This window comes from Pseudomonas sp. NFX224, from assembly GCF_048565165.1.
Lineage (GTDB): Bacteria > Pseudomonadota > Gammaproteobacteria > Pseudomonadales > Pseudomonadaceae > Aquipseudomonas.
Genome location: NZ_CP183416.1, coordinates 4,917,964 through 4,943,846 on the forward strand (window position 1 = coordinate 4,917,964; position 25,883 = coordinate 4,943,846).

The following is a 25,883-nucleotide window of genomic DNA, read 5'->3' on the forward strand; positions in this document are numbered from 1 at the left end:
GCGACACGCTGACACACCCCCGACCTGCCTGGCGTTCAAGCCTGCCGACTAATTATTTCAAGACGCCATCCGTTCTCATTGGTGAATGGCTCCGGGCTGCAGCCCCGGACACAACTGCATTGTCAATGCCTTGCGCGGTCGGCGAAGACCGCGTCCTGCGCGCCCTTGAATGGGGCGTGATGTAAGAAAACCGATTCCATTTGCAAGCCGAATTCAGGCAGGAAACCTCATGACCGACGCGTTCGAACTCCCCAGCACACTGGTCCAAGCCCTTCAGCGCCGCGCGGCCCTGACGCCGGATCGGGTGGCCTTGCGTTTTCTCGCCGAAACCCAGGATCAGGCTGTGGTACTCAGTTATCGCGAACTGGATCAGCGCGCACGAACGATTGCCGGTGCATTGCAGGCCGAGGCTGATTTTGGCGACCGCGCGGTGCTGTTGTTTCCCAGTGGCCCGGATTACGTTGCGGCGTTCTTTGGTTGCCTGTATGCCGGCGTGATTGCGGTGCCGGCCTATCCGCCGGAGTCGAGCAAGCGTCATCACCAGGAGCGTTTGCTGTCGATCATCAGTGACGCCGAACCGCGCCTGTTGCTGACCAGCGCCGATCTGCGCGATGCCTTGCTGCAAATCGAAGGGGCGCCGCCGCTGCTGTGTGTCGATACCCTCGACAGCGCGATGGCCGAGCGTTGGGTCGCGGCGGATCTGCAAGACGATCACATCGCCTTCCTGCAATACACCTCCGGCTCCACGGCATTGCCCAAAGGCGTGCAAGTCAGCCACGGCAACCTGGTGGCCAACGAACTGCTGATCCGTCACGGTTTCGGCATCGACCTGAACCCTGATGACGTGATCGTCAGCTGGCTGCCGCTGTACCACGACATGGGCTTGATCGGCGGTTTGCTGCAACCGATTTTCAGTGGCGTGCCGTGCGTGTTGATGTCGCCGGCGTACTTCCTTGGCCGGCCATTGCGCTGGCTCGAAGCGATCAGCGAATACGGCGGCACCATCAGCGGCGGGCCGGACTTTGCCTATCGTTTGTGCTGTGAGCGGGTCAGTGAATCAGCGCTGGCGCGCCTCGATCTGAGCGGCTGGCGCGTGGCGTACTCCGGCTCCGAGCCGATCCGTCTCGACACTCTGGAGCGTTTCGCCGAGAAGTTTGCCAGTTGCGGTTTCACTGAAGACAGCTTCATGGCCTCTTACGGCCTGGCCGAAGCCACACTGTTCGTCGCCGGTACACCGCGTGGTCAAGGTATCGGCAACCTGCGTGTGGACGATCAGGCCCTGACGCAAAACCGCGCCGAACCGGGCGAGGGCAGTGCGATCATGAGTTGCGGCATCAGTCAGCCGGATCACGCCGTACTGATCATCGACCCGGCGACGCTCGCTGAAGTGGCCGACAACGTGGTCGGCGAAGTCTGGGCCGCAGGGCCGAGCATCGCCCACGGCTACTGGCGCAATGCCGAAGCGTCCGCCAAGACGTTTGTCCAGCGCGCCGGTCGTACCTGGCTGCGCACCGGCGACCTGGGCTTCATGCGCGACGGTGAACTGTTCATCACCGGTCGCCTGAAAGACATGCTGATCGTGCGCGGGCACAACCTTTATCCACAGGACATCGAACAGACCGTCGAGCGCGAAGTGGAAGTGGTGCGCAAAGGGCGCGTCGCTGCGTTCGCCGTCACCGTCGACGGTCAGGAAGGCATCGGCATCGCTGCGGAAATCAGCCGCAGCGTGCAAAAAATCCTACCGCCCGAAGCGTTGATCAAAGCTATTCGCCAAGCCGTGGCCGAGGCGTATCAGGAAGCGCCGAGCGTGGTGGTGCTGCTCAATCCGGGCGCACTGCCCAAGACCTCCAGCGGCAAACTGCAACGCTCGGCGTGCCGCAATCGTCTCGCGGACGGCAGCCTCGACAGCTACGCCGTATTCCCGTCGGCTACAACTGAAAGTGCAGGCAATACTGAATCGGCTTCGGCACTGCAAAGCCTGATCGGCCGGATCTGGTGTGAGCAGTTGCAGGTCAAGCAGGTGGGCGCCGACGATCATTTCTTCCTGCTCGGCGGCAACTCCATTGCGGCGACGCAGGTGGTGGCGCGTCTACGTGAGGAGCTGGGCCTGGAGCTGAACCTGCGCCTGCTGTTCGAAGCACCGACCCTCGGCGCATTTGCGGAAGTCGTGGCCCGTCAGCAGCAGGACGGTGGCCTGGCACAGGGTGCGATCACATCGCTGTCACGCCATCAACCGATGCCGCAATCCCTGGCACAAAACCGTCTGTGGATAACCTGGCAACTCGACCCACAGAGCAGCGCCTACAACATTCCCGGCGCCCTGCGCCTGCGTGGCGAACTGAATGAAGACGCTTTGCGCGCCAGTTTCCAGCAGTTGATCGAGCGCCATGAATCCCTGCGTACACGCTTCTTCGAGCGTGACGGCGTGGCGTTGCAACAAGTCGATGCGGCCAGTGAGTTCAATCTGCAACTGATCGACATCAGCGATCTTCCGGCCGCCGAGCGTGATGCCCGCGCGCAACAAATCCGTGAGGACGAGGCGCGGACCCAGTTCGATCTGGAGAAAGGTCCGCTGTTCTGGGTGACGCTGGTGCACTTCGACGACGAAGACCATCAACTGCTGGTAACGATGCACCACATCATCGCCGATGGTTGGTCGCTGAACGTGCTGATCGACGAGTTCTCGCGGTTGTACGCGGCGGCTTGCCAAGGGCAGCAAGCGGCGCTCGCGCCATTGCCAACCCAGTACGCCGACTACGGCAGCTGGCAGCGTCAATGGCTGGCGCAAGGAGAGGGCGAGCGTCAACTGGCCTACTGGAAAGACCGGTTGGGCGATGAGCAACCAATCCTGAGCCTGGCCACCGACCATCCGCGTTCGGCGCAACAACTGCACAGCGCCGCCCGTTACACCGTGCGTTTGGGCACAGCCCTGAGCGATGCGATTCGCCAGACCGCGCAAGCCCATGAATCGACCTCCTTCATGCTGCTGCTCGCCGCGCTCCAGACTTTGTTGCATCGCTACAGCGGTCAGCGCGACATCCGCATCGGCGTACCGAACGCCAACCGTCCACGTTTGGAAACCCAAGGCCTGATCGGCTTCTTCATCAACACCCAGGTGTTGCGTGCCGAGCTGGATTCACGGCAGCCGTTTATTGAGTTGCTGACGCAAACCCGCCACGCGGCATTGGGCGCCCAAGCGCATCAGGACCTGCCGTTCGAACAACTGCTTGAAGCCTTCCCACAGGCCCGTGAACAAGGCCTGTTCCAGGTCATGTTCAACCATCAGCAACGTGACCTCAGTGCATTGAAGCGCCTGCCGGGGTTACTGGCCGAAGAGCTGCCGTGGCACAGCCGCGAAGCCAAATTCGATTTGCAGTTGCACAGCGAAGAAGACCGTAACGGTCGCCTGAGCCTGTCCTTCGACTACGCCAGCGAGTTGTTCGATACGGTGACCATCGAACGGTTGTCCGAGCATTTCAGTAACCTGTTGCGTGCCATTTGTGAGCAACCGCAAACCGCCATCGGCGACTTGCAACTGCTGGCCGTCTCTGAACACGAGCAGCAAGCCGACTGGTCCGTTGCACCATGCACCCCAGCCAGCCAATGGTTGCCCGAATGGCTCAACGAACAGGCCAGGCTGACGCCGGAGCGCACGGCGCTGGTGTGGGATGGCGGTCAACTGGATTTCGCCGAACTGCACACTCGCGCCAATCGCCTGGCCCATTACCTGCGCGACAAAGGCGTCGGTCCGGATGTTTGCGTGGCGATCGCCTGCGAGCGTTCGCCGCAACTGCTGATCGGCCTGCTGGCGATCATCAAGGCCGGTGGCGCCTACGTGCCACTCGATCCGGATTACCCGGCCGAACGCCTGGCCTACATGCTCAACGACAGCGGCGTCGATTTGCTGCTGACGCAAACCCAGTTGCTGGAGCACTTGCCGGTAGCTGACGGCGTCTGCGTGATCGCCATGGACGCCTTGCACCTGGAGAACTGGCCGAGCCATGCGCCGGGCCTGCACCTGCACGGCGACAACCTCGCCTATGTGATTTACACCTCTGGCTCCACCGGGCAACCAAAAGGCGTCGGCAACACCCACGCGGCCCTCGCCGAACGCCTGCAATGGATGCAGGACACCTATCGCCTGAACGACAGCGACGTGCTTATGCAAAAAGCGCCGATCAGTTTCGACGTGTCGGTGTGGGAGTGCTTCTGGCCGCTGATCACTGGCGCACGTTTGCTGATCGCCGCCCCCGGCGAACACCGAGATCCGCACCGCATCGCGCAACGGGTCCAGCAATTCGGCGTGACCACATTGCACTTCGTGCCGCCGTTGCTTTCGCTGTTCATCGACGAACCGCTCACGGCTCAATGCAGCAGCCTGCGTCGCGTGTTCTCCGGTGGCGAAGCCTTGCCCGCCGAACTGCGCAACCGTGTGCTGGAGCAACTGCCGGCGGTGCAACTGCACAACCGCTACGGCCCGACCGAAACCGCGATCAACGTGACCCATTGGCACAGCACCCGCGCTGATGGCGAGCGCTCGCCGATTGGCCGGCCATTGGGCAATGTGATTTGCCGGGTACTCGACAGCGATCTCAATCCCGTACCGGCCGGCGTGCCGGGTGAGTTGTGCATCAGTGGCATCGGCCTGGCGCGCGGTTATCTGGGACGTCCGGGCCTGACCGCCGAACGCTTTGTCGTTGATCCATTGGGCGAGCAGGGTGCGCGTCTGTATCGCACCGGTGACCGTGCGCGCTGGACCGCCGATGGCGTGATCGAATACCTCGGTCGCCTCGATCAGCAGGTCAAGCTGCGTGGCTTCCGCGTCGAGCCGGAAGAAATCGAAGCGCGTCTGCTGGCGCAGGACGGTGTTGCCCAAGCCGTGGTGCTGGTGCGCGACACTTCGGTCGGTGGACAACTCATCGGTTACTACACCTCGACCGACTCCGCCGAAACCATCGACGCGCAAACCGCACGCCTGAAAAACGCCTTGGCGGCGCAATTGCCTGAATACATGGTCCCGGCACAACTGATGCGCCTGGACGAAATGCCCCTCAGCCCGAGTGGCAAACTCGACCGCCGCGCCTTGCCGGAACCGCAGTGGCAGGTTCGCGAACACGTCGAGCCCGTGACTGAACTGGAGCAACAGATCGCCGCCATCTGGCGTGAAGTGCTGGGCCTGACGCAAGTCGGCCTGCGTGACGACTTCTTCGCCCTTGGAGGCCATTCGCTGCTGGCCACGCAAATCATTTCCCGCACCCGTCAGGCCTGCGACGTCGAGTTGCCGTTGCGTGCACTGTTCGAGAGCAGTGAGCTGGGCGCGTTTGCCGAACAGGTGCGCCTGATCCAGGCCAGCGGCAGTACCAACAAACAGCCGCCGATCGACAAAGTCGACCGCAGCCAAGCGGTGCCGCTGTCCTATTCCCAGCAGCGCATGTGGTTCCTCTGGCAGATGGAGCCGGACAGCCCGGCCTACAACGTCGGCGGCATGGCGCGGCTGCGCGGGGTGCTGGATGTCGGGCGTTTCGAAGCGGCGCTGCAAGCGTTGATCCTGCGCCACGAAACCCTGCGTACCACGTTCCCGAGCGTCGACGGCGTGGCGCGTCAACAGGTGCATGCCGAGACGGGCGTGCGCATGGACTGGAAAGATTTCACCGCGCTGGATGCCGAGGGTCGCGAATGGCAGGTCCAGCAACTGGCCGACGACGAAGCGCACAAGCCGTTCGATCTGGAAACCGGGCCGCTGTTGCGCGCCTGCCTGGTCAAGACTGCCGAGCAGGAACACTACTTCGTGCTGACCTTGCACCACATCGTCACCGAAGGCTGGGCGATGGACATCTTTGCCCGTGAATTGAGCGCGCTGTACGAAGCCTTCGTTGATGACCGCGAATCACCGCTGGCGCCGCTGCCAGTGCAGTACCTCGATTACAGCGTCTGGCAGCGTCAGTGGCTGGAGTCCGGCGAACGTCAGCGCCAGCTCGACTACTGGACCGCGCAACTGGGGCGCGAACATCCGCTGCTGGAGTTGCCGGCCGACCGTCCGCGTCCGCCGGTGCAAAGCCATCAAGGCGAACTGTTCCGTTTCGACCTGAGCGACGATCTTGCGGCCCGGGTCCGCGCCTTCAACGCGCAAAACGGTCTGACCCTGTTCATGACCATGACCGCCGCCCTGGCGACATTGCTCTACCGCTACAGCGGCCAGACCGACTTGCGCATTGGCGCGCCGGTGGCCAACCGCATCCGTCCGGAAAGCGAAGGGTTGATCGGTGCGTTCCTCAATACTCAAGTGTTGCGCTGCCAGCTCGACGGGCAGATGTCCGTGGGCGAGTTGTTCGAGCAGGTTCGTCATACAGTGATCGAAGGCCAGTCCCATCAGGACCTGCCGTTCGATCATCTGGTGGAAGCCTTGCAGCCACCGCGCAGCGCCGCTTACAACCCGTTGTTCCAGGTGATGTGCAACGTGCAGCGCTGGGAATTCCAGCAGAGCCGCACCCTGGCCGGCATGACTGTCGAGTACCTGGCCAACGATGCCCGCGCGACCAAGTTCGACCTCAACCTGGAAGTCACCGACCTCGACCATCGCCTCGGTTGCTGCCTGACCTACAGCACCGATCTGTTCGACGAGCCGCGCATTGCACGCATGGCCGCACATTGGCGCAATCTGCTGGAAGCGTTGATTGCCGATCCGCAGCAGCGCCTCAGTGAACTGCCGTTGCTGGCAGCCGAGGAACAAAAAAACCTGCTCGACAGCCTTGGCGTGGAGTCGGGTGAGCATCGCCTCGACCAGTGCATCCATCACCTGTTCAGCGAACAGGCACTGGCACGTCCCGATGCGCCGGCGCTGACTTTCGCCGGGCAAACCCTGAGCTATGCCGAACTCGATCGCCGCGCCAATCGCCTCGCGTGGATGCTGCGCGAGCGCGGGGTCGGACCGCAGGTGCGCGTGGGCCTCGCACTTGAGCGTTCGCTGGAAATGGTCGTCGGCCTGCTGGCGATCCTCAAGGCCGGCGGTGCCTATGTGCCGCTGGACCCGGAATACCCGCTCGATCGCTTGCATTACATGATCGAAGACAGCGGCGTCGGCTTGCTGCTCAGTGACGCGGCGATGTTCAAGGCCCTCGGCGAATTGCCGTCGACGGTTGGCCGCTGGTGCGTGGAAGAAGACGCGGCCGCGCTGGCCAATTATCCGGCCACGGAGCTGCCGTTCATCAGCCTGCCACAGCATCAGGCGTACCTGATCTACACCTCGGGTTCTACCGGCAAGCCGAAAGGCGTGGTGGTGTCCCACGGTGAAATCGCCATGCACTGCCGTGCGGTGATCGAGCGCTTTGGCATGCGCCCGGACGATTGCGAACTGCATTTCTATTCGATCAACTTCGACGCGGCTACCGAGCGACTGTTGGTGCCGTTGTTGAGCGGCGCGCAAGTGGTGTTGCGTGCGCAGGGCCAATGGGATGCCGAAGAAATCTGCGGGCTCATCCGCACCCATCACATCAACGTCCTCGGTTTCACCCCGAGCTACGGCAGCCAGTTGGCGCAGTGGCTGGCGACCCGCAATGAAATATTACCGGTGCGCATGATCATCACCGGCGGCGAAGCGCTGACCGGCGAACACCTGGCGCGCATTCGTGCAGCGTTCAAACCGAGCGTGTTCTTCAACGCCTACGGCCCGACCGAAACCGTGGTCATGCCGCTGGCCAGTCTGGCGCCTGAGGTGTTGGACGAAGGCTTGGGCAGCGTGCCGATCGGCAGCGTGATCGGCGACCGCGTGGCGTACATTCTCGACGCCGATCTGGCGTTGGTGCCGCAGGGCGCAACCGGTGAGTTGTACGTCGGTGGTGCAGGTCTGGCGCAGGGTTATCACCAGCGTCCGGGCATGACCGCCGAACGCTTTGTGGCGGATCCGTTCGCCGACAATGGCGGGCGTATTTATCGCACTGGCGACCTGGTGCGGCAGCGCGCCGATGGTCTGGTGGAATACCTGGGGCGGATTGACCATCAAGTGAAGATTCGCGGTTTCCGCATCGAACTCGGTGAAATCGAAACCCGTCTGCTGGAACACGAGTCGGTGCGTGAAGCCGTGGTGTTGGCCCTCGATGCACCGAGTGGCAAGCAACTGGTCGGCTATCTGGTGACCGAAGTCGCAGAGCTGGGTGAGGCACATCAGGCGGAGCTGCGCGAAGCCCTCAAGGCGCATCTCAAGTCGCAGTTGCCGGATTACATGGTGCCCACGCACCTGATCCTGCTGGCCTGCATGCCGCTGACCGCCAACGGTAAACTCGACCGTCGCGCACTGCCGGCACCGGGCCCTGAGTTGAATCGTCAGCAATATGTGGCGCCCAGCAACGAGCTCGAAGTCACGCTGGCGCAGATCTGGTGCGAAGTGCTGAACGTGGAACAGGTCGGTCTCAACGACAACTTCTTCGAACTGGGCGGCGACTCGATCCTGTCGATCCAGGTGGTCAGCCGTGCGCGGCAGCAGGGCATTCACTTCAGCCCGCGCGACCTGTTCCAGCACCAGACCGTGCAGACCCTCGCCGCCGTGGCGACCCGCACCGAGCAGGTCACCGCCGAGCAAGGCTTGATCAGCGGTGAGTCGCGCCTGACGCCGATTCAGCACTGGTTCTTCGACACCGACATTCCACAGCGCCAACACTGGAACCAGGCACTGTTGCTGCAACCGATTTCGCCTCTGGAACCCCATCGCCTGGAGCAAGCGCTGCTGGCGGTGATCGAACAGCACGACGCCTTGCGTTTGCGTTTCAGCAACGTGGCGGGCCAATGGCATGCCGAACATCAGGCGCTTTCCGATGCGCCTGTGCTGTGGCAGGTACGCGTTACGTCGATGGACAAATGCGCGGCCCTGTTCGCCGACGCCCAGCGCAGCCTCGACCTCGAAGAGGGGCCGCTGATGCGTGTGCTGCTGGTCGATGGTCCCGAGGCCCAGCAACGGCTGCTCATCGCGATTCACCACTTGGTGGTCGATGGCGTTTCATGGCGCGTGTTGCTCGACGATCTGCAAACCGTGTATCGCCAACTCGATGCGCAGCAGTCAGTGAAACTGCCGGCGAAAACCAGCGCCTTCAAGGACTGGGCTGGCCGCCTGCAAGCGTATGCCGGCAGCGAATCGCTGCGAGAAGAGCTGAGCTGGTGGCAGACGCAATTGGCCGGACCGAGTGCCGAGCTGCCGTGTGATCGCCCCGAGGGCGGTCGGCAGAATCGTCATGCACAAACCGTCAGCGTGCGCCTCGACAGCGAGCGTACCCGGCAATTGCTGCAACAGGCGCCGAGCGCCTACCGCACTCAGGTCAACGATCTGCTGCTGACCGCGTTGGCCCGTGTGCTGTGCCGCTGGAGCGGTCACGCTTCGGCGCTGATTCAACTGGAAGGCCATGGCCGCGAAGCGCTGTTCGACGAGATCGACCTGACTCGCACCGTCGGCTGGTTCACCAGCGCTTATCCGCTGCGCCTGACCCCGTCGAACATTGAAGAAGCGGCGGGGCAGGGCGCGTCGATCAAGGCGATCAAAGAACAACTGCGCGCCGTGCCGCATAAAGGTTTGGGTTATGGCGTGCTGCGTTATCTCGCCGATGACTTGAGTCGCCAGAGCATGGCCGCGTTGCCGGTGGCGCCGATCACCTTCAACTACCTGGGGCAGTTCGACCAGAGCTTTGGTGCCGATGCCTTGTTCCATCCGCGGGATGAAGCCATCGGCGCGGCCCACGATTTGAATGCGCCGTTGCCCAACGAGCTGAGCGTCGACAGTCAGGTCTACGGTGGTGAGCTGGTACTGCGCTGGACCTTCAGCGCCCAACGCCATGATCCGCAGACCATCACGGACCTTGCGCAGGCTTACCTCGGCGAGCTGCAAAGCCTGATCGAACATTGCCTGCGCGACGATGCCGGTGGCCTGACGCCGTCGGACTTCCCGCTGGCCAGTCTCAACCAGATGCAACTGGATGCGCTGCCAATTCCGGCCGGCGTGATCGAAGACGTCTACCCGCTGACGCCGATGCAGGAAGGCATGCTCCTGCACACCCTGCTGGAACCGGGCACCGGCCTGTATTTCATGCAGGATCGCTACCGCATCAACAGCGAACTCGACCCGCAGCGTTTCGCCCAGGCCTGGCAAGCGGTGATCGCCCGCCACGAAGCCTTGCGCGCATCGTTCTGCTGGAACGTCGGCGAAGACATGCTGCAAGTTATCCACAAGCCGGGCAGCACGCCGATCGAATACCTCGACTGGAGCGACATCGCCGAAGCCGAGCAGGAACCGAAGCTGCAAACCCTGCTCAAGACCGAGCGCGAGGCCGGGTTCGATCTGCTGAACCAGGCACCGTTCCACCTGCGCCTGATTCGGGTGGGCGCGGCGCGCTACTGGTTCATGATGAGCAACCACCACATCCTCATCGACGCCTGGTGCCGTTCGCTGCTGATGAACGACTTCTTCGAAATCTACAGCGCCCTCGGCGAAGGCCGTGACGCGCAACTGGCTGTGCCGCCGCGTTATCGCGACTACATCGGCTGGCTGCAACGCCAGAGCTTGGCCGAAGCGCGGCAGTGGTGGAAAAGCAACCTGCAAGGCTTCGAGCGGACCACGCCGATCCCGAGCGACCGGCCGTTCCTGCGTGAACATGCCGGCGACAGCGGCGGCATGATTGTCGGCGATCGCTACACTCGACTTGATGCTCGTGACGGCGCACAACTGCGTGAACTGGCCCAGGCCCATCAGTTGACCATCAACACCTTCGCCCAAGCGGCGTGGGCCCTGGTGCTGCGCCGCTTGAGCGGTGATCGTGACGTGTTGTTCGGCGTCACGGTGGCCGGGCGTCCGGTGGACATGCCGCAGATGCAACGCACCGTTGGCCTGTTCATCAACAGCATCGCGCTGCGGGTGAAGGTGCCGCAGGACGATCAGCGTTGCAGCGTACGTCAGTGGCTGAGCGGCTTGCTCGATAACAACATGCAACTGCGCGAGTACGAATACCTGCCGCTGGTGAACATCCAGGAGCAGAGCGAATTGCCGAAGGGCCAGCCGCTGTTCGACAGCCTGTTCGTGTTCGAAAACGCCCCGGTGGAAACCTCGGTGCTGGACCGTGCGCAGAGCCTCAACGCGACCTCCGATTCGGGCCGCACCCACACCAACTTCCCGCTGACGGCGGTGTGCTATCCGGGTGATGACCTGGGCTTGCACCTGTCCTACGACCAGCGTTACTTCGATGAAACCACCGTTGAGCGCATGCTCGGTGAGTTCAAGCGTTTGCTGCTGGCGTTGGTCGCGGGGTTCCACGGTGACATGGCTGACCTGCCGTTGCTCGGCGCCGAGGAACAGGACTTCCTGATCCACGGTTGTAACCAGAGCGCACACGACTACCCGCTGGAACAAAGCTACGTGGCCTTGTTCGAAGCGCAGGTCGCCGCGCATCCGCATCGGGTTGCTGCCAGTTGCCTTGATCAGCAGCACAGTTACTTCGAGCTGAACCAGCGCAGTAACCGACTCGGTCACGCCTTGGTCGCTGCCGGGGTCGGGCGCGATCAGCCGGTGGCCTTGCTGGCGGAACGCAACCTCGATCTGCTCGGCATGATCATCGGCAGCTTCAAGGCCGGGGCAGGTTATCTGCCGCTGGATCCGGGCCTGCCGACTCAGCGCCTGAGCCGGATTATCGACCTGAGCCGTACGCCGTTGCTGGTCTGCACCGAGGCGTGTCGTGAGCAAGCCGTCGCGTTGCTGGAAGAGTTCGGTTGTGCCAATCGGCCTAAGCTGTTGGTCTGGGAAAACGTGCAGGCGAGCGATGTTTCGGTGGTCAATCCGGGCATCTACAGCGGCCCGGACAACCTCGCCTACGTGATCTACACCTCCGGCTCCACCGGTTTGCCGAAGGGTGTGATGGTCGAACAGCGCGGGATGCTCAATAACCAATTGAGCAAGGTGCCGTACCTGAACCTGAGCGAGTCCGACGTGATCGCGCAGACCGCTTCGCAAAGCTTCGACATTTCGGTCTGGCAGTTTCTCGCCGCACCGCTGTTCGGCGCGCGGGTCGACATCGTCCCGAACAGCATTGCCCACGATCCACAAGGTTTGCTGGCACATGTTTCGGTTCAGGGCATCACCGTGCTGGAAAGCGTGCCGTCACTGATCCAGGGCATGCTCGCCCAGGAGCGCATGAGCCTCGACGGCCTGCGCTGGATGCTGCCGACCGGTGAGGCGATGCCGCCGGAGCTGGCCCATCAATGGCTGCTGCGTTATCCGGACATCGGCTTGGTGAACGCCTACGGTCCGGCGGAATGCTCGGATGACGTGGCGTTCTTCCGCGTCGACATGGCCTCGACTCGCGGCAGTTACTTGCCGATCGGCACGCCAACCGACAACAACCGTTTGTACCTGCTCGACGGCGCACTGGAACTGGTGCCGTTGGGTGCGGTGGGCGAGTTGTGCGTCGCCGGCACCGGGGTTGGGCGCGGTTACGTCAGCGATCCGTTGCGTACCGCCCAGGTGTTTGTGCCGAACCCGTATGGCGCACCGGGCGATCGCCTGTATCGCACCGGTGACCTGGCCCGCCGTCGCAGCGACGGTGTGCTGGAGTACGTCGGGCGCATCGACCATCAGGTGAAGATTCGCGGCTACCGCATCGAACTGGGTGAAATCGAAGCGCGCCTGCATGAACAACCGGACATCCGCGACGCGGCGGTTGGTGTGCAGGAAGGTGCGAACGGTAAACACTTGGTTGGCTACCTGGTGGCTGCGGATTCAGCGCTCAACCCAGCCGAGCGCCTGGAGCGCATCAAACAACGCCTGCGTGCCGAACTGCCGGAATACATGGTGCCGCTGCATTGGCTGTGGCTGGACAAGATGCCGCTCAACGCCAACGGCAAACTGGACCGCAAGGCCCTGCCGGCGCTGGAGATCGGCCAGTTGCAAAGCCAGGACTATGAAGCGCCGCGCAATGAGCTGGAACAAACCCTGGCCGCGATCTGGGCCGAGGTACTGAAAGTGGAGAAGGTCGGTGTCCGCGACAACTTCTTCGAACTGGGCGGGCATTCGCTGCTGGCCACGCAGATCGCCTCGCGGGTACAGAAAACCCTGCAACGGGATGTGCCGCTACGGGCAATGTTCGAGTGCAGCACGGTGGAAGAACTGGCCGGTTACATCGACGGCTTGGCGGCCAGCGACATCACTGAGGAGAAGGTGGACCGGTTGAATGATCTGATGGCGGAGTTGGAGGGGTTTTGATTCTCTAGCGTCCGGGCGGGCCTCATCGCCAGCAGGCTGGCTCCCACAGTAGTCTGTGGTGCACACATGATTTGTATTTGTGATCACCACCACCCCCTGTGGGAGCCAGCCTGCTGGCGATGGCGTCAGGTCGGCCGCCATCAATGCTGAATGTGGTGGCCTGCTCGGCGAACATGCCACTGCTCAAGAATGGAGCAACACACTACTTTTGGAACTTGCCACAGAGCATATTTCCTTCGTAACCATGCATGATCGGGCCCAAAAGCATAAAGGGACCGCATGCATAAAATGGAGTGGTCAATTTTTGGTTCTTCACGGATTACCGGGAAAGACGCTCTTGATCTTCATGAAAAAGAATTCGCTATCCCGGTAACCGTACGCCATCCGTTTGATGACCTTTATTCGATTGTTTATACCTTCCAACTGCCCTGTGTGCATCGGCCAGCGAACCCGACTGACGATGCCTCGCCAGTAAGCCTTCAGCCGATTGGCGAACTGGATCAGTGCCGGTAGTTCGCTTTCATGAGCATGGCGCAGCCATTGCTTCCAGGCCGATCGCCAAGCCCAGGCAGCACTCGGTGTCCAGAGTGTTTTGAGCTCAGCCTTCATCAAATACACCGTCATCAGCGATTGGTTGGCCGCCAACAAATCTTGCAAGCGAACCTGCTGTTCCGGCGTTTTCAGATTCTGTGGATTGCGCAGCAACAGCCATCGCGCCTGCTTGATGACCTTGCGAGCCGGCTTGTCATGACGCAATCGGTTAGCTTCGTCGACGCGGACCCGGTCAATGACCTCTCGGCCATATTTGGCCACCACATGAAAGAGGTCGTAGACCACACGCGCTTTCGGGCAGTGCTGACGAACCTCCAGGTCAAACGCAGTGTTCATGTCCATTGCCACCGCTTCGATTCGAGCACATCCCTCTGGCCCAAGCTCTTCGAAAAAGGGCCGAACTGCCGCCCGGCTGCGGCCTTCGCCGATCCATAGCACTCGTCGCGTATCGGCATCCAACACAACACTGGCGTAGCGATGCCCTTTAAACAGCGCGAATTCATCCATCACCAGGCGTCGTGGTTGAGCCGTCGGCAACTCGCTCAATGCCGCTTGCAAGGCCCGACGCTCCAGCAACCGCACGGTGTCCCAATGCAGCCCAAACATCTGGGCCACGTGCAGGGTGGGAAGGCGTTCGCTGGCCTGAATAACCGCATCAGCCAAGCGGCGTGTCATGCGCGCATAGCGATCCAGCCAACTCACGGCCTCCATGCGTTTGCCACAGTCGCGGCAGCCAACGCGCCTGAGCAGCACGCTGAGGCGTACCGCGCGGCCGAGAATGGGCAAATCGCGAACGGTTCGCTCGCAATACTCATGAGTGGTTGAACAAGGCTTTTGGCAGCCGCCACAGGAAGGAAATCGGGTGGCGTGGGGAGTCAGTTCGATCCGTAGGGCATCACCCTCAGGCTTGATCGTGACGACAGAAAAGCCCTCCCAAAACGGAAGGAAAGTATTAATATCGCGCATAAGAACGCCGGTTTGTTAGATGTGTTTGCTCGCACGAACATCATCAATCAAATCGGCGTTCTTGTTTCTGTGTTTCCCGGGATTCCGTGAAGAACCCAATTTTTGCCCCTCATACAGCTTGCAGACGGGCAGTTTGAGTGGAATTGGCGCGATCACTGCCCAAAGTGAAACACCGCACCAAGCTCGTGTGGTCACATCTTTATTGACTAGCCGGGGGTGTACCGGTTCGGGCACTTCAACCCTGACTCCGACACAACCCTTGAGAATCAAGAATATTGTGGTTAAGGCTGTGATTTTTTTTAGAGGGAAATCAAGAGGCATTATTTGGTTTCGTCCAAGTGGGCAGTCGGCTTGCTGAGGGGGAAAGCGAATACCCACCGAAAGTCAGTTGGGGACTGTCCTCAACAACCGATCTCCCATAAAAAATCGTGTGCGGGGCAATCCGACTCGCTCATGTAATGAGCTACTCGTTTAAATAATCGAATCGATGTCGAAAGTTTGCGCCGCCATCAAGCTATTGATGTGTCTTGGTCTGGGCGCCATGGCCAGTTGCTCGGCGATCTGGTTTTGCGGGTGTGCCTGCCAACGCGTCAGAGTCTGGGCCAGTTGTTCGGGTTGAGTACACAGCACGCCATAGACATCCTCTTGCGTGATGTGCCGATAACGCAGGTTCGCCAGTCGAGTGCGAGTGGTTTTGATCTTGTCGATTTCCTGCTCGAGGGCTGTGATGAAGTTTTCCTGGCGACGTACGTAAGCATCCGGCCTGGCCAGCAAATCACGTCGTTTGTCGCGCAGATTTTCTGTGACGACGACCAGTGATCCTTCTACGAACTCAAACTCTCGGGGGGTGACCAACGAACGGTTAGACTCCGATGCATCTTGCCAACGGCGTAGCGCGGCCCAGCACGCCGGAATGTAGGCGCCCATCATGAAGTGATTCCCGACCTTAAATATCTGCGCCAGTAATGATGGGCGGTGCGGCAGGCCGTGGTTTTGTTGTAGTGCCAAGGTACACGCGGCATGCTGGTTAATGACGTCACAACCGGGCTCCCAGAGAATCGATGACATTTCCCTACCGTTAAACTGGACCGGCATGAAGTGGCGCAAGGTGCCGTGGTGTTCGTAGGGTTCGCCGGTCCAATTGGTGATGCCTGCGACAAAAACCGACAGGCCGAGCGGAACGTTGGCAAAGGTCAGTGCGGCTCCTGCGCCGAACACCTCGGCCTTGGTGTTCATCCAGGTGCCGGGCACGCTGGGCACCGGGTCGTTGTGGTTGACCATGCGGTAGTGCACCAGCGGCTCAGCGCTTTTTACGAAGTTTGCGTCACCGGCGCGGGGGGCGCCGTAGGTGTAGAGCTGGAGGGTGTAATTTTCCGTTCTACGACGCAACATCTCCGCGAGCAGCAAGGCTACGGCGCCACCCAGGCTGTGACCACAGATCAGGAGTTTTTGGCCGGCATAGAATTTCTCGAGGTACTTCAGGGCAAAGTCGTATGCCTTCAGTGCACTCTCGTAAAATCCACGGTGCACCTTGCTGTCGCTACCCTCAAAAGGAACTTGATATGCATCGGCATCGCGCAGGCCATCGGCGAGCTCTAAAGTGCCCTTCACGGCAATCAGGATCAGTTCGTCGTTGTGGGTGATGAACGCCTGGGTATCGGTAGATTTCGCCCCGGTTTTTCTGTCGTCGAGAAAATGAACCTTGGCCGGGTGTTCCTGATCATCTTCCAGCTCGGGATTGTTGACGTCATAGAGAACCGGGTCGAACGGCACGATCTCCAGTCGTTTTGAATACGGCACATCTTCATACAGCGGGTAGTAAGGTTTGGCTTGCTTCGACTCGATCCGCCACAATTCATCGAACGTGGCCAAGGCTTCACCAAACCAATTTCCCACGCTCGGTTGCAGCGAGAAGCTCACGGTGCTTTCTCTTACGGGTGTTTTTTCCGGCTTCTGACCAAAGGGGCAGTAACTCAAGGTGGCCATCAAGGCGAGTTGGTAGAGGTTCAGCGCGCAGAATTCGGGGCCGGTCGACAGCATCGGGCGCAAGGCCCGCAGCGGTCGCACTTCCAGCACGGTGTGCTGCTGCGGCAACAGGGCAAGACCGAGCTTGCCGTGCTCGCCCATGATTTTTGTCCGTCCCAGGCCATCCGGGCGACTGAGCTCTGGAGGTAAATGCGAAACATGCTCGACCAGATGACGCACTTCCACCTGGAGGAACTCATCGGCGCAGGCTTGGGCGGGGTTTTCCATGGTGCGGGTTGCGTCTGGGTTCAGATAGCGGGTCTGCTCGGCGCGTACCTGGAGTTCGGTGATTTTTAGGGGGTAGTGGGGTCTGGTCTGTAAGTCTTTATACAGCTGTTCTGTACCTTCGTACGTATCAGGGAAAACCAGCGCAATCGGGCCGGCAAAATGGTTGGTGACTGTTCCAGTGCCCGTGATATCGAGATAGCCGCTGTATTTCTGCCCCTCCGAATCGATCACCGTATAGACCAGTCCGGCATAGGGTTCGCCAGAACCAGACTCATCGACCAGTTGAAAGCTGCTCCACTTGCCTTGTACCGGGCATGACAGCACTCTGCTGCCCAAACGTGATGACAACTCTTTATCCATTGACGTCATGTCCAAATCTCCTTATTCCGTGCAGCCGGGGTAAATGGTGCAGACGCGGCCATCCGGCATCTTGAAGTGGCTGAAGTCCGTGTAATTGCCATTGCAATAAGCGCGTTGGTCCTCAAGACCTTTGCCCATGCAGCGCTTCCAGCCCCCAGGCACCTTGACCCAGGTGTCTCCCCAGCCAGGCCGTTCTTCCTTGGCCAGCGAGATCTTCATCTTCACGACTTTCCCCGGCAGTTGACCGAGGGTGTACGCCGAGAACGGGCGACCCTTTCCCGGCTCGCCTTGCGCATTGGTTTTTTTGCAGTCGAGGATTTTTCTGAGGATGCGGGGCTTGCCCGAGGTGCGGAACCACCATTGGCACTCGCCGAAAAACGTACTTTCACCCGAGTCGCTGAAAGTGCGCTGGTATTGCTCCTCCAACTCATACCGAACGGCGACGTTGGCGCTGTCGCCGCCAAAATCTCCCCGGGTTTTGCCGTAGGAGGCATTGATCTCCAACTCAATGCGCCTGATCACCAAAGGGCAGCCGCTGACAGTTCTGTATAAGGCAATTTCGGCTGTAGATACGTAGGATTCACGCCATTTCAAGTTATACCCAACCTCAGTGTTCCTCCCGCCGGGCACCGTGCAGGTTTCACCTTTGGCTGGCACATACACGGCAATGGCCTGATACGCGAAACCAGGCGGCAAGTCCGCCGTGAAAGTGAAGGTGTTCGGCTGGCTGGCGCAGCCGGCGGTCAGCGCGAAACAACCACTGAGGATTGTCGTGCGCAGCACAGAGTTGAATCGCAAGTGTGGGTTAGCGTCGAACATCCCTTGTTCCTTTTCCGGTGACGTGGCACAGGCTCCGGGACCCGGATGTGAAAGACCTTCCATGGCCAGATCACAACACGACGTGTCGGAGCCGGTTTCAGTGCAACGCTAACAAGAGAGTCAATGAATTGATGTCAGACGCTTCCCAAGTTGCAGTTTGCTACTCGGATGGCTCGAGTTGATCGAGCGCGCGGTTCACCGACAGTTCACTCAGCATGACGATTTGCACATTCCGATCCAGCCTCCCCGCAGGAAAACCTCGATTCATACACCCGCTCAAAATGTTCCGTCGACGTTTCCCCGGCACGTACCTGCCAATGCGCTGCCAGGGTATAGGCCGGTGCTTGGAGGCTCTGGGCCAGCAGAAACTCCAAATGCTGCGGCTCACGCCAGCCCCATGCGTCCGCTTGCGACAGTCGATCACGCAGCCAGACATCCGGGTCGTGCAGTTCGGCGAGGTCGGCGTAGGCTTTTGCATGCTCAGCCAGCAGGTAACGATGGGCATTGATCCGCAGGATTTCGTTCGCCTGTGAAGGGTGAAGCGGTGTGTGCAACCACAGGGGTTCGTCGGGCACGGGATAAATGCCGGGGGCCGGGTTGTTGGCAGTTTTCCAGTCTGCGCCATCCCAGTAGCAGACACTGATCGCCGGCCCGAGGTAGGCCGGACAAGCCTCGTCGGGTAGTTGTCCGAGGGCGCGGGCCAACACACGATTGTCGTGAAAGCGATACAGCGCCTGGTGCGGACGCATACCGATGAGCAACCGTTCATGCCAGTGTTTGATCAGTTTGGGCACGTCACCTTTTTGCAGGCTGGTTAGCCATCCCCAGTTGCGTTGCGGGTGCTTGAGCAGTTCATCGATGCGACTGTCGCCGGGCTGGTCGAGGGTGAAGATGAACGGTCCGACATCCGCCAGATCAGTGATGTCAGTGCCTTCGTAGAGACTCGGGTATTGTTCGAATTGGCTGGAGCTCAACAGCAACTGGCGAATGTCGTGTTCATTTTCCGAGTCCAGTATCAAACACAACGAATGACCGGAACGTTGCTGGTCAGCCATCCAGCGGCGAGGAAACGAGTCGGTCATGCGACGGCTCCTTTGGGCAGGCAGATACCTTCGCGACAGGCTTCACATATCGGGCAAAAGTCCGAAGCCATTATCTTGCTGGTCGCCATCAATGCGCGTTGGCTGGGTGCTAGCAGGGGAGGCAATCGCGGTGGTGCTGACAGCGCGTCACCCAGTCCGGGTGCCGATATGGCCGAGCCCGGTACCGGAGCACCACCGATCTGTATATCGCTGCTGCTGAAAATGCCGCCAAGGTCCATCACGATGTGCTGGCCCCCGACCCGCAAGCTGATGCTGGTGCCCGCCTCAAGAACCAGATGCTGACCCGCCTTGATGCAGATCTGCTCGCCCGTATCGATGACCAGGGATTGATCGACGCGGGTGTGGCTGCTGCTGGCGATGTGTACCTTGCGATCTCCTCTGACGGTGCGGTGCTCTTGAGCCTCCAGCACCGTGACGCTGTTGCCCTTGACCGTTTCCCGACGCTCATTGCCCACTTCGAGGCGGCTGTCGTTTTCGATCTTCTGTTCCATGTCGCGCTGGGCGCGCAGGTAGATCAACTCCCGGCCAACGCGATCCTCCAGATGCAGTTCGTTGAAGCCTGTGCTGTTCGGCGAACTGCGGGATCGAAATACACTGCGGGTCTTGTGTTCCGGCAGTTCGTAGGCCGGCGGGTTGATACTGTTGATCAGGCAGCCGCTGATCACTGGATGGTCGGGGTCACCCTCCAGAAAGCTGACGAGCACTTCCATGCCCACTCTTGGCAGGGTGACGCTGCCATGGGCATTGCCGGCCGAACTGGAGGCCACCCGCAGCCAGCAACTGCTTTTATCGTCGTGCCGGCCTTGGCGATCCCAGTGAAACTGCACCTTGACCCGACCGTATTGGTCGCAATAGATCTCCTCGCCTTTTGGACCGGTGACCGTGGCGGTCTGACTACCGAGCATTCGCGGTTTTTCGTGGCGCAGGGGCGGGCGGTAAAAAACGTCCCAGGGCATGGCAAGAAAACGATTGCGGTAACCCTGAACAAAGTCGTTTGCCCAGCCAGTTGTATCGTGGTCAGCGTTTTCTTCAAGTACGCCGGGTTGTCGGCCCTCATGGCTGATTTTTGTCAGTAGCCACAGATCATTCAATTCGCTGATCGGATGGTCGGATAGCTGCAGCAAGTGACCGGCAACCAGGGCCGGTTGATCGCTTTCTCCCTCGGCCAGACGGTGATCGGCGCGGTGGCGTTCCAAGGCTCGTTGACTCAGCAGTTTGCCGCGCTCGCCCTGGGTGAACCGGCCCGGGTAAACATACTCTTCCAGATTCGGCTCAGCATAATCTGGCTCGGCTCGGTACTCGGATTCCAGTAATCTGCTGGCTTTTTTAAAGTCGTGGTCGCGGAATGTGGTGCGACTGGTTCGGGCGACCATTTGCAGCTTGAATTGTTTGATGACCGGCTCTTCGGCAACGTTACCGGTGTCTTGTCGATACGGCGTCGTGCCTTCAATTCGGGGGAATACTGCCTGATTATCGCTAAATACCAGCAGATGCTTTTCGCGGCTATGCCAGAAGTGATAATGCAGGCCTTCCTCTTCGCAGAGGCGCTGGATGAAGTGCAAATCCGACTCCCGGTATTGCACGCAGTATTCGCGAGGAGGATAGGCCGAGACCAGATGAAACACATGGAATTCAAGGTGCAGGCCGTGATCCTCCAGTACTTGCGCAATGATCTGCGGCACCGTCAGTTGTTGAAAAATGCGCTGGTTGATTCGGTGCGCCAGATTGGTCAGCTGAGGCACCAGCGTCAGGGTGTAATGGGTCAGGCGTCTTCCGGCATCGCCACGGGCGATTCGATTGATTTGGCCGTGAATGCCATTTCCACTGCCATGGTCATTGAAGGCCAGGAAAGCCTGTTTGTGCAGCAGGTTTTCCAGGTCCAGGTCGGGCCGTTCGCTAACCAGTTCTATCTCGAAGGCGTAGGGTTCACTGATGTATTCGTTGCCTGTGAATGCCAGGACCTGAAGGTCGTGTCCATAGTCATTGATGGTGAGGGTGAAACGGCTATCGGGGCGCGTATTGAACATTCATGACTCCTTGTCGGGCAACGTGGCACGGACTCCAGGGCGTAGTTCCAACGCGTGCAAAAAGGTCTTCCTTGACCTGAATACACTTAAACGCCCTGAAGTCCGGTTCAGTGCAAAGCTATCAAGGCTGCCGGTGAATTGATGTCAGACGCTTCCCAAATGCTGTTACAAATCACCAACGAAAACCCGCTTCCCAGTGCGTCGCATCAAGGCCAAAGAGTGAAACGTTTGGATGATTGACTGCCGCTGGCGCACGGCTCAGTCTTGGCATTTCCTTTTGGCGAGTAGACAGTCAATGCCATTCGTAACGATAGATGGACAACCCCTCCATTTCATTGACCAAGGCAGCGGCCCGGCCGTCCTTCTGGCGGGCAGTTACCTGTGGGACCAGGCCATGTGGGCACCGCAAATTGCTGCGTTAACGCAGCAGTATCGAGTGATTGCGCTGGAACTGTGGGGCCACGGTGAATCCGGGCCGTTGCCCGCAGGCACGACTTCGCTGGACGATGTGGCTAGTCAGGCCTTGGTGTTGCTCGATCATCTGGATATCGACCGCGTCACTTTGGTCGGACTGTCGGTCGGCGGCATGTGGGGTGTGCGTCTGGCGTTGTCGGCAGCGCAGCGGCTCAACGGACTGGTGCTGATGGACACCTACGTCGGCGTCGAGCCGGAACCGACCCGCCAGTACTACTTTTCGCTGTTCAAGATGATCGAGGAAACCGGTGTGATCGCGCCGCAATTGCTCGACATCGTGGTGCCGATTTTCTTCCGTCCGGGTATCGATCCGCAGTCGGCGCTGTATCAGGACTTCCGCGCCAGACTGGCTGCACTACCACCGGAGCGCTTGCGCGAAAGCATCGTGCCGATGGGGCGGATTACCTTTGGCCGGGATGATCTGTTGCCGCGACTGGGCGAACTGGATGCGGCGAACACGCTGGTGTTGTGCGGCGATCAGGACAAGCCGCGGCCACCGTCGGAGGCCCATGAAATGGCCGAGTTGATTGGTTGCCCGTGCGTGCTGGTGCCGGAGGCGGGGCATATTTCCAATCTGGAGAATCCGGGGTTTGTCACGCAGGCGCTGATGGCATTTTTGGCTGAGCGCAATCCGGCGTAGGTTGGGGAAACAGATGGTCCGAACGCGGCCCGAAGGTTCGTGCCGCGTTCGGACCATCTTTAGATCCTGTTTATTTCGGCCCGAGAATCTTCGCCAGCTTGTCCGGCGACGGCGCGCCTTGCTGCTGTTGCAGTTCACCCTTGCTGTCCATGTAGAAAATCGCCGGGGTAGCCTGCAACTCAAGGTCTTCCATCAACTGCATGTTGGCCGCGAGTTTCGCCTGGATCGCCGGCGGCACGTCCTTCAAGGCTTTGAGCGAGCTGCCCTTACCGGCGGCTTCGTGGTCTTGCAGGGCTTTTTGCGGGTCCTTGGCGGCGAGCAAGGCGGCGGATTTGCCGGGGCTGTCTTCGCGGATGATGCCGACCATGATGTGGCGCAGTTGCACCTTGCCGGCCTTGACCCATGGCCGCGCCTGTTCCCAGAACATGTTGCAGTAAGGGCAGTTCGGATCGCTGAACAGGTAGACGATGCGCGGGGCATCCTTGTTGCCGTCGGCGATCCAGTTGCTCGCTTCCATCTTGGCCCAGACTTCCTTGGACATCGGCGCGTACACCAGCTTTTGCAACGGCGCGCTGCTCAGGTCGTTGCCTTCGGCGTCATACAGATTACCCAGCAGCACATGCTTGCCATCCGGCGTCAGGTACAGCGCCATGCCGCGGTTCTGGTATTGCGCCGCGTAGCCGCGCAAGCCATCCGGGGCATCGAACTGGCCGACGATCTTCGCGCCTTTGGCTTCGATCTTCTTGATCGCCTCGGGCAGCTCTTCGGCCTGCACCGACGGCAGGTGCAGCAGGGCGGCACCCAGGCTCAGGGTCAGCAGGTGGCGGAGGCGGGGCATGGCAGTTTCCTTGAAGAGGTGGCAGGTACGTTGTCGAAATTTTCCAGGGCGCGAGCCAGGCTGGCTTGTGACAGTTCGCCCAGATGGCTGCCCAGCAGGCGACCGTCGGGGCTATAGAACAGCGTAGTCGGCAATGCCATGGAACCGACGGCCTGGCCCAAGCGACCACTGCCGTCGAACAGCACGTTGGACAGGCTCAGGCCCTGGGTTTCCAGAAACGTCGCGACGCTTTGCATGCTTTCGGCCTGATTGACGAACAGGAAGGTCAGGTCCGGGCGTTGCATCTGGGCGTTTTCCAGCACCGGCATTTCCCGACGGCACGGCGGGCACCAGGTGGCCCACAAGTTGATCACCAACGGGCCGCCCTTGTAGTCGGCCAGTTGCACGGTTTCACCGGCGGCATTGCGCAGGGTGATGTCCGGCAGGCGTGTGCCTTGCTCATAAATACTCAGGGAGAACGTTGCCAGTAGCCAGAACGCCAGGCCGCTGGCCACACCAAAGCCCAACGGACGACGCAGCCCCGGGCGACGCCAGCCTCGGTACACGGTGGCGAGCACCAGTGCGATCACCCCCGGCCAGGCGAGGAAACCACCGTCGCGCAGGTCGATGACCTGCCAGGGATCGCTGCGATAGTGGGTCCAGTACATCGCAACGAAAGCGATCCGCGCCGCGAGCATGCCGATCAGGAACAGGCTGAACAGGACCGACTCGGGATTATCACCCCCGCGCTTGGCCACCCGCCAACCGACGAACGTCGCCAGTGCCAATGCACTGATCAGCAGCAAGTGATTAAGCGCGATGGCAAAGGTGCCGAGGGTAAAAGTCAGCATTAACGGGCGTCTCGGGTGGTGGTCCAGCGTTGCAGGAAAGTCTCGGCATCGACCTCACCGGTGATGCGCTGGCTGCGACGCTCGACGCCGTCGGCACCGATCCACAACAGACTCGGAGGCCCCGGCACTTTATAACGGCCGAGCAATTCACGGCTGGCGGCATTGTCGGCGGTGACGTCCAGTCGGAGCAAGCGCACATCGCTCAAGGCTTCGAGCACTTTGGTTTTGCCGAATACCTGTTTTTCCATGACTTTGCATGACACGCACCAGTCGGCGTAGTAGTCCAGCAACACCCACCGGCCTTGCGCTTGCGCCGCATCGAGTTCCCGTTGCAGGGCTTGCGGGTCCTTGAGGGTGGTGAAGGCATCGTGACCGACCGGGACAGCCGCAACCGCCGTGTTTGACGCGCGGTAAACCTGCAATGGCTTGAACAGATCATCACTGCCGCCCGCCGCGCCGATCATCAACAGGCTGCCCCACAAACCGAGCAGCAACGACGTGGCGCCGAACAGATGCGCCACGCGACCAAAACCGTCCGATTGCTTCCAGGCGCTGTAGGCCGCGACCAGCAGCAATGCACCACACAATCCGATCCACAACGATTCATCCAGCACCGGGCGCAGCATCAGCAACGCGGTGGCGAGGAACAGAAAACCGAAAATGCCTTTGATCAGGTTCATCCAGGCGCCGGGTTTGGGCATGAAGCGATTGCCGACCGTCACCAGCAACAGCAGCGGCACACCGATGCCGATGCCCATGGCAAACAGGATCAGCCCGCCATGCAACGCATTGCCGCTCTGCGCGATGTAGAGCAGGGCGCCGGCCAGCGGCGCGGTCATGCACGGACCGACCAGCAAGCCGGACAAGGCGCCCAGCACGCCGGCACCGATCAGGCTGCCACCGCGCTGATTGCGTGAGACGTTTTCCAGCCGATCACGCACGGCCACCGGCAATTGCAGCTCGAAGAAGCCGAACATCGGCAACGCCAACAGTACGAAAATCGTCGCGAAACTGCCCAGCAGCCAAGGGTTTTGCAACCAGGCTTGCAGGTTCGCCCCCAGGGACGCGGCCAACACACCCATCGCCGCGTACACCAGCGCCATGCTCACCACATAACTGCCGGCCAGCGCCAAACCGCGTTTGGGCGAAGCACCGCTGCCGACAATCAATCCAGCCAGAATCGGCAACATCGGCAACGAGCAAGGTGTGAAGGCCAGCAACAGGCCAAGACCGAAGAACACTAACAAGCTCCAACCCAGCGCACGTTGTTGCAGGTTGCTGGCCAGGGCTTGGTCGGGCGCTTGATTCGTCGCACCGGCAGCAGCGGCGTTGCCCAGATCCACGACTTTGGTTTGCGGCGGATAACACAAGCCGGCGTCGGCACAGCCCTGATAACTCACGTTGACCTTACCGCTGGCACCGGCGGGAATCTTCAGTTCCAGGCCTTGACGATAAACCTGCTGCTCACCGAAAAACTCGTCGCTGTGGGATTCGCCTTCCGGCAATGCCGGATGCTGATCGGCAGGCAAACCGTCGAATTTCAGCCGTTTCTGATACAGGTAATAGCCGTCGGCAATCTGCCAAAAGAGCTGGGTTTCACCGGACTCCAGGCGTTCGGAGGTGAATACGAACGCTTTGTCGACGGGCAGAAAATTGGGTTTGGTGTCGAACGGATTGCTTCCGGCCTGGGTCAGGCTGGAGAACAGCAGGGCGACGAGTAGAAACAGCTGACGCATGGAAAAGCCTTATCCTTTGCAAGTGAGCTGCACATTGGGCGGCGGCGATTAACCGAT

The 25,883-nt window shown here is 60.5% G+C and carries 10 protein-coding genes; 2 read left to right on the plus strand and 8 right to left on the minus strand.

The window, feature by feature from the left end:
- Nucleotides 1–229 precede the first annotated feature (229 nt).
- Entirely contained in the window at nucleotides 230–13,228 is a 12,999-nt protein-coding gene (locus ACNYC6_RS22570; protein ID WP_419709225.1) for a non-ribosomal peptide synthetase, read from the plus strand.
- A gap of 312 nt (nucleotides 13,229–13,540) precedes the next feature.
- On the opposite strand, the gene ACNYC6_RS22575 is transcribed toward ACNYC6_RS22570, so the two are convergent.
- From ACNYC6_RS22575 to ACNYC6_RS22595, 5 genes are all read right to left on the minus strand, one after another.
- Nucleotides 13,541–14,746, minus strand: a complete 1,206-nt coding sequence (locus ACNYC6_RS22575; RefSeq protein WP_419709226.1) for an ISL3 family transposase — start codon at nucleotides 14,744–14,746, stop codon at nucleotides 13,541–13,543.
- 471 nt (nucleotides 14,747–15,217) lie between these two features.
- Nucleotides 15,218–17,368, minus strand: a complete 2,151-nt coding sequence (locus tag ACNYC6_RS22580) for a lipase family protein (protein WP_419709227.1) — start codon at nucleotides 17,366–17,368, stop codon at nucleotides 15,218–15,220.
- 12 nt (nucleotides 17,369–17,380) lie between these two features.
- The gene (locus ACNYC6_RS22585) at nucleotides 17,381–18,178 is read right to left on the minus strand and encodes a hypothetical protein (protein WP_419713001.1); all 798 of its coding nucleotides are present in this window, start codon (nucleotides 18,176–18,178) and stop codon (nucleotides 17,381–17,383) included.
- A 206-nt stretch (nucleotides 18,179–18,384) separates the two neighbouring features.
- Complete coding sequence (locus ACNYC6_RS22590) at nucleotides 18,385–19,260, minus strand: DUF4123 domain-containing protein (RefSeq protein WP_419709228.1); 876 nt, start codon at nucleotides 19,258–19,260, stop codon at nucleotides 18,385–18,387.
- Complete coding sequence (locus ACNYC6_RS22595; RefSeq protein WP_419709229.1) at nucleotides 19,257–21,308, minus strand: type VI secretion system tip protein VgrG; 2,052 nt, start codon at nucleotides 21,306–21,308, stop codon at nucleotides 19,257–19,259. The genes ACNYC6_RS22590 and ACNYC6_RS22595 overlap by 4 nt, the downstream gene beginning before the upstream one ends.
- A gap of 295 nt (nucleotides 21,309–21,603) precedes the next feature.
- Here ACNYC6_RS22595 and ACNYC6_RS22600 point away from each other — a divergent pair, with 295 nt between their 5' ends.
- Nucleotides 21,604–22,422 (plus strand): alpha/beta fold hydrolase, encoded by an 819-nt coding sequence (locus tag ACNYC6_RS22600; protein ID WP_419709230.1) that lies wholly within the window; start codon nucleotides 21,604–21,606, stop codon nucleotides 22,420–22,422.
- Nucleotides 22,423–22,492: 70 nt separating this feature from the next.
- Here the strand turns inward: ACNYC6_RS22600 and dsbG are convergent, their stop codons facing one another.
- Genes dsbG through dsbD form a run of 3 tightly spaced genes read right to left on the minus strand, consistent with a single transcriptional unit; the run spans nucleotide 22,493 to nucleotide 25,826 of the window.
- A complete protein-coding gene (gene dsbG / locus ACNYC6_RS22605; RefSeq protein ID WP_419709231.1) occupies nucleotides 22,493–23,260 on the minus strand; it encodes a thiol:disulfide interchange protein DsbG in 768 nt (255 codons plus the stop codon).
- Nucleotides 23,236–24,090 carry a prolipoprotein diacylglyceryl transferase family protein gene (locus tag ACNYC6_RS22610; protein WP_419709232.1) on the minus strand — a complete coding sequence of 285 codons (855 nt, stop codon included), beginning with the start codon at nucleotides 24,088–24,090 and terminating at the stop codon, nucleotides 23,236–23,238. Before ACNYC6_RS22610 ends, dsbG begins: the two co-directional genes overlap by 25 nt.
- A complete protein-coding gene (dsbD, locus tag ACNYC6_RS22615) occupies nucleotides 24,090–25,826 on the minus strand; it encodes a protein-disulfide reductase DsbD (protein WP_419709233.1) in 1,737 nt (578 codons plus the stop codon). Before dsbD ends, ACNYC6_RS22610 begins: the two co-directional genes overlap by 1 nt.
- Between the last annotated feature and the right edge of the window lie 57 nt (nucleotides 25,827–25,883).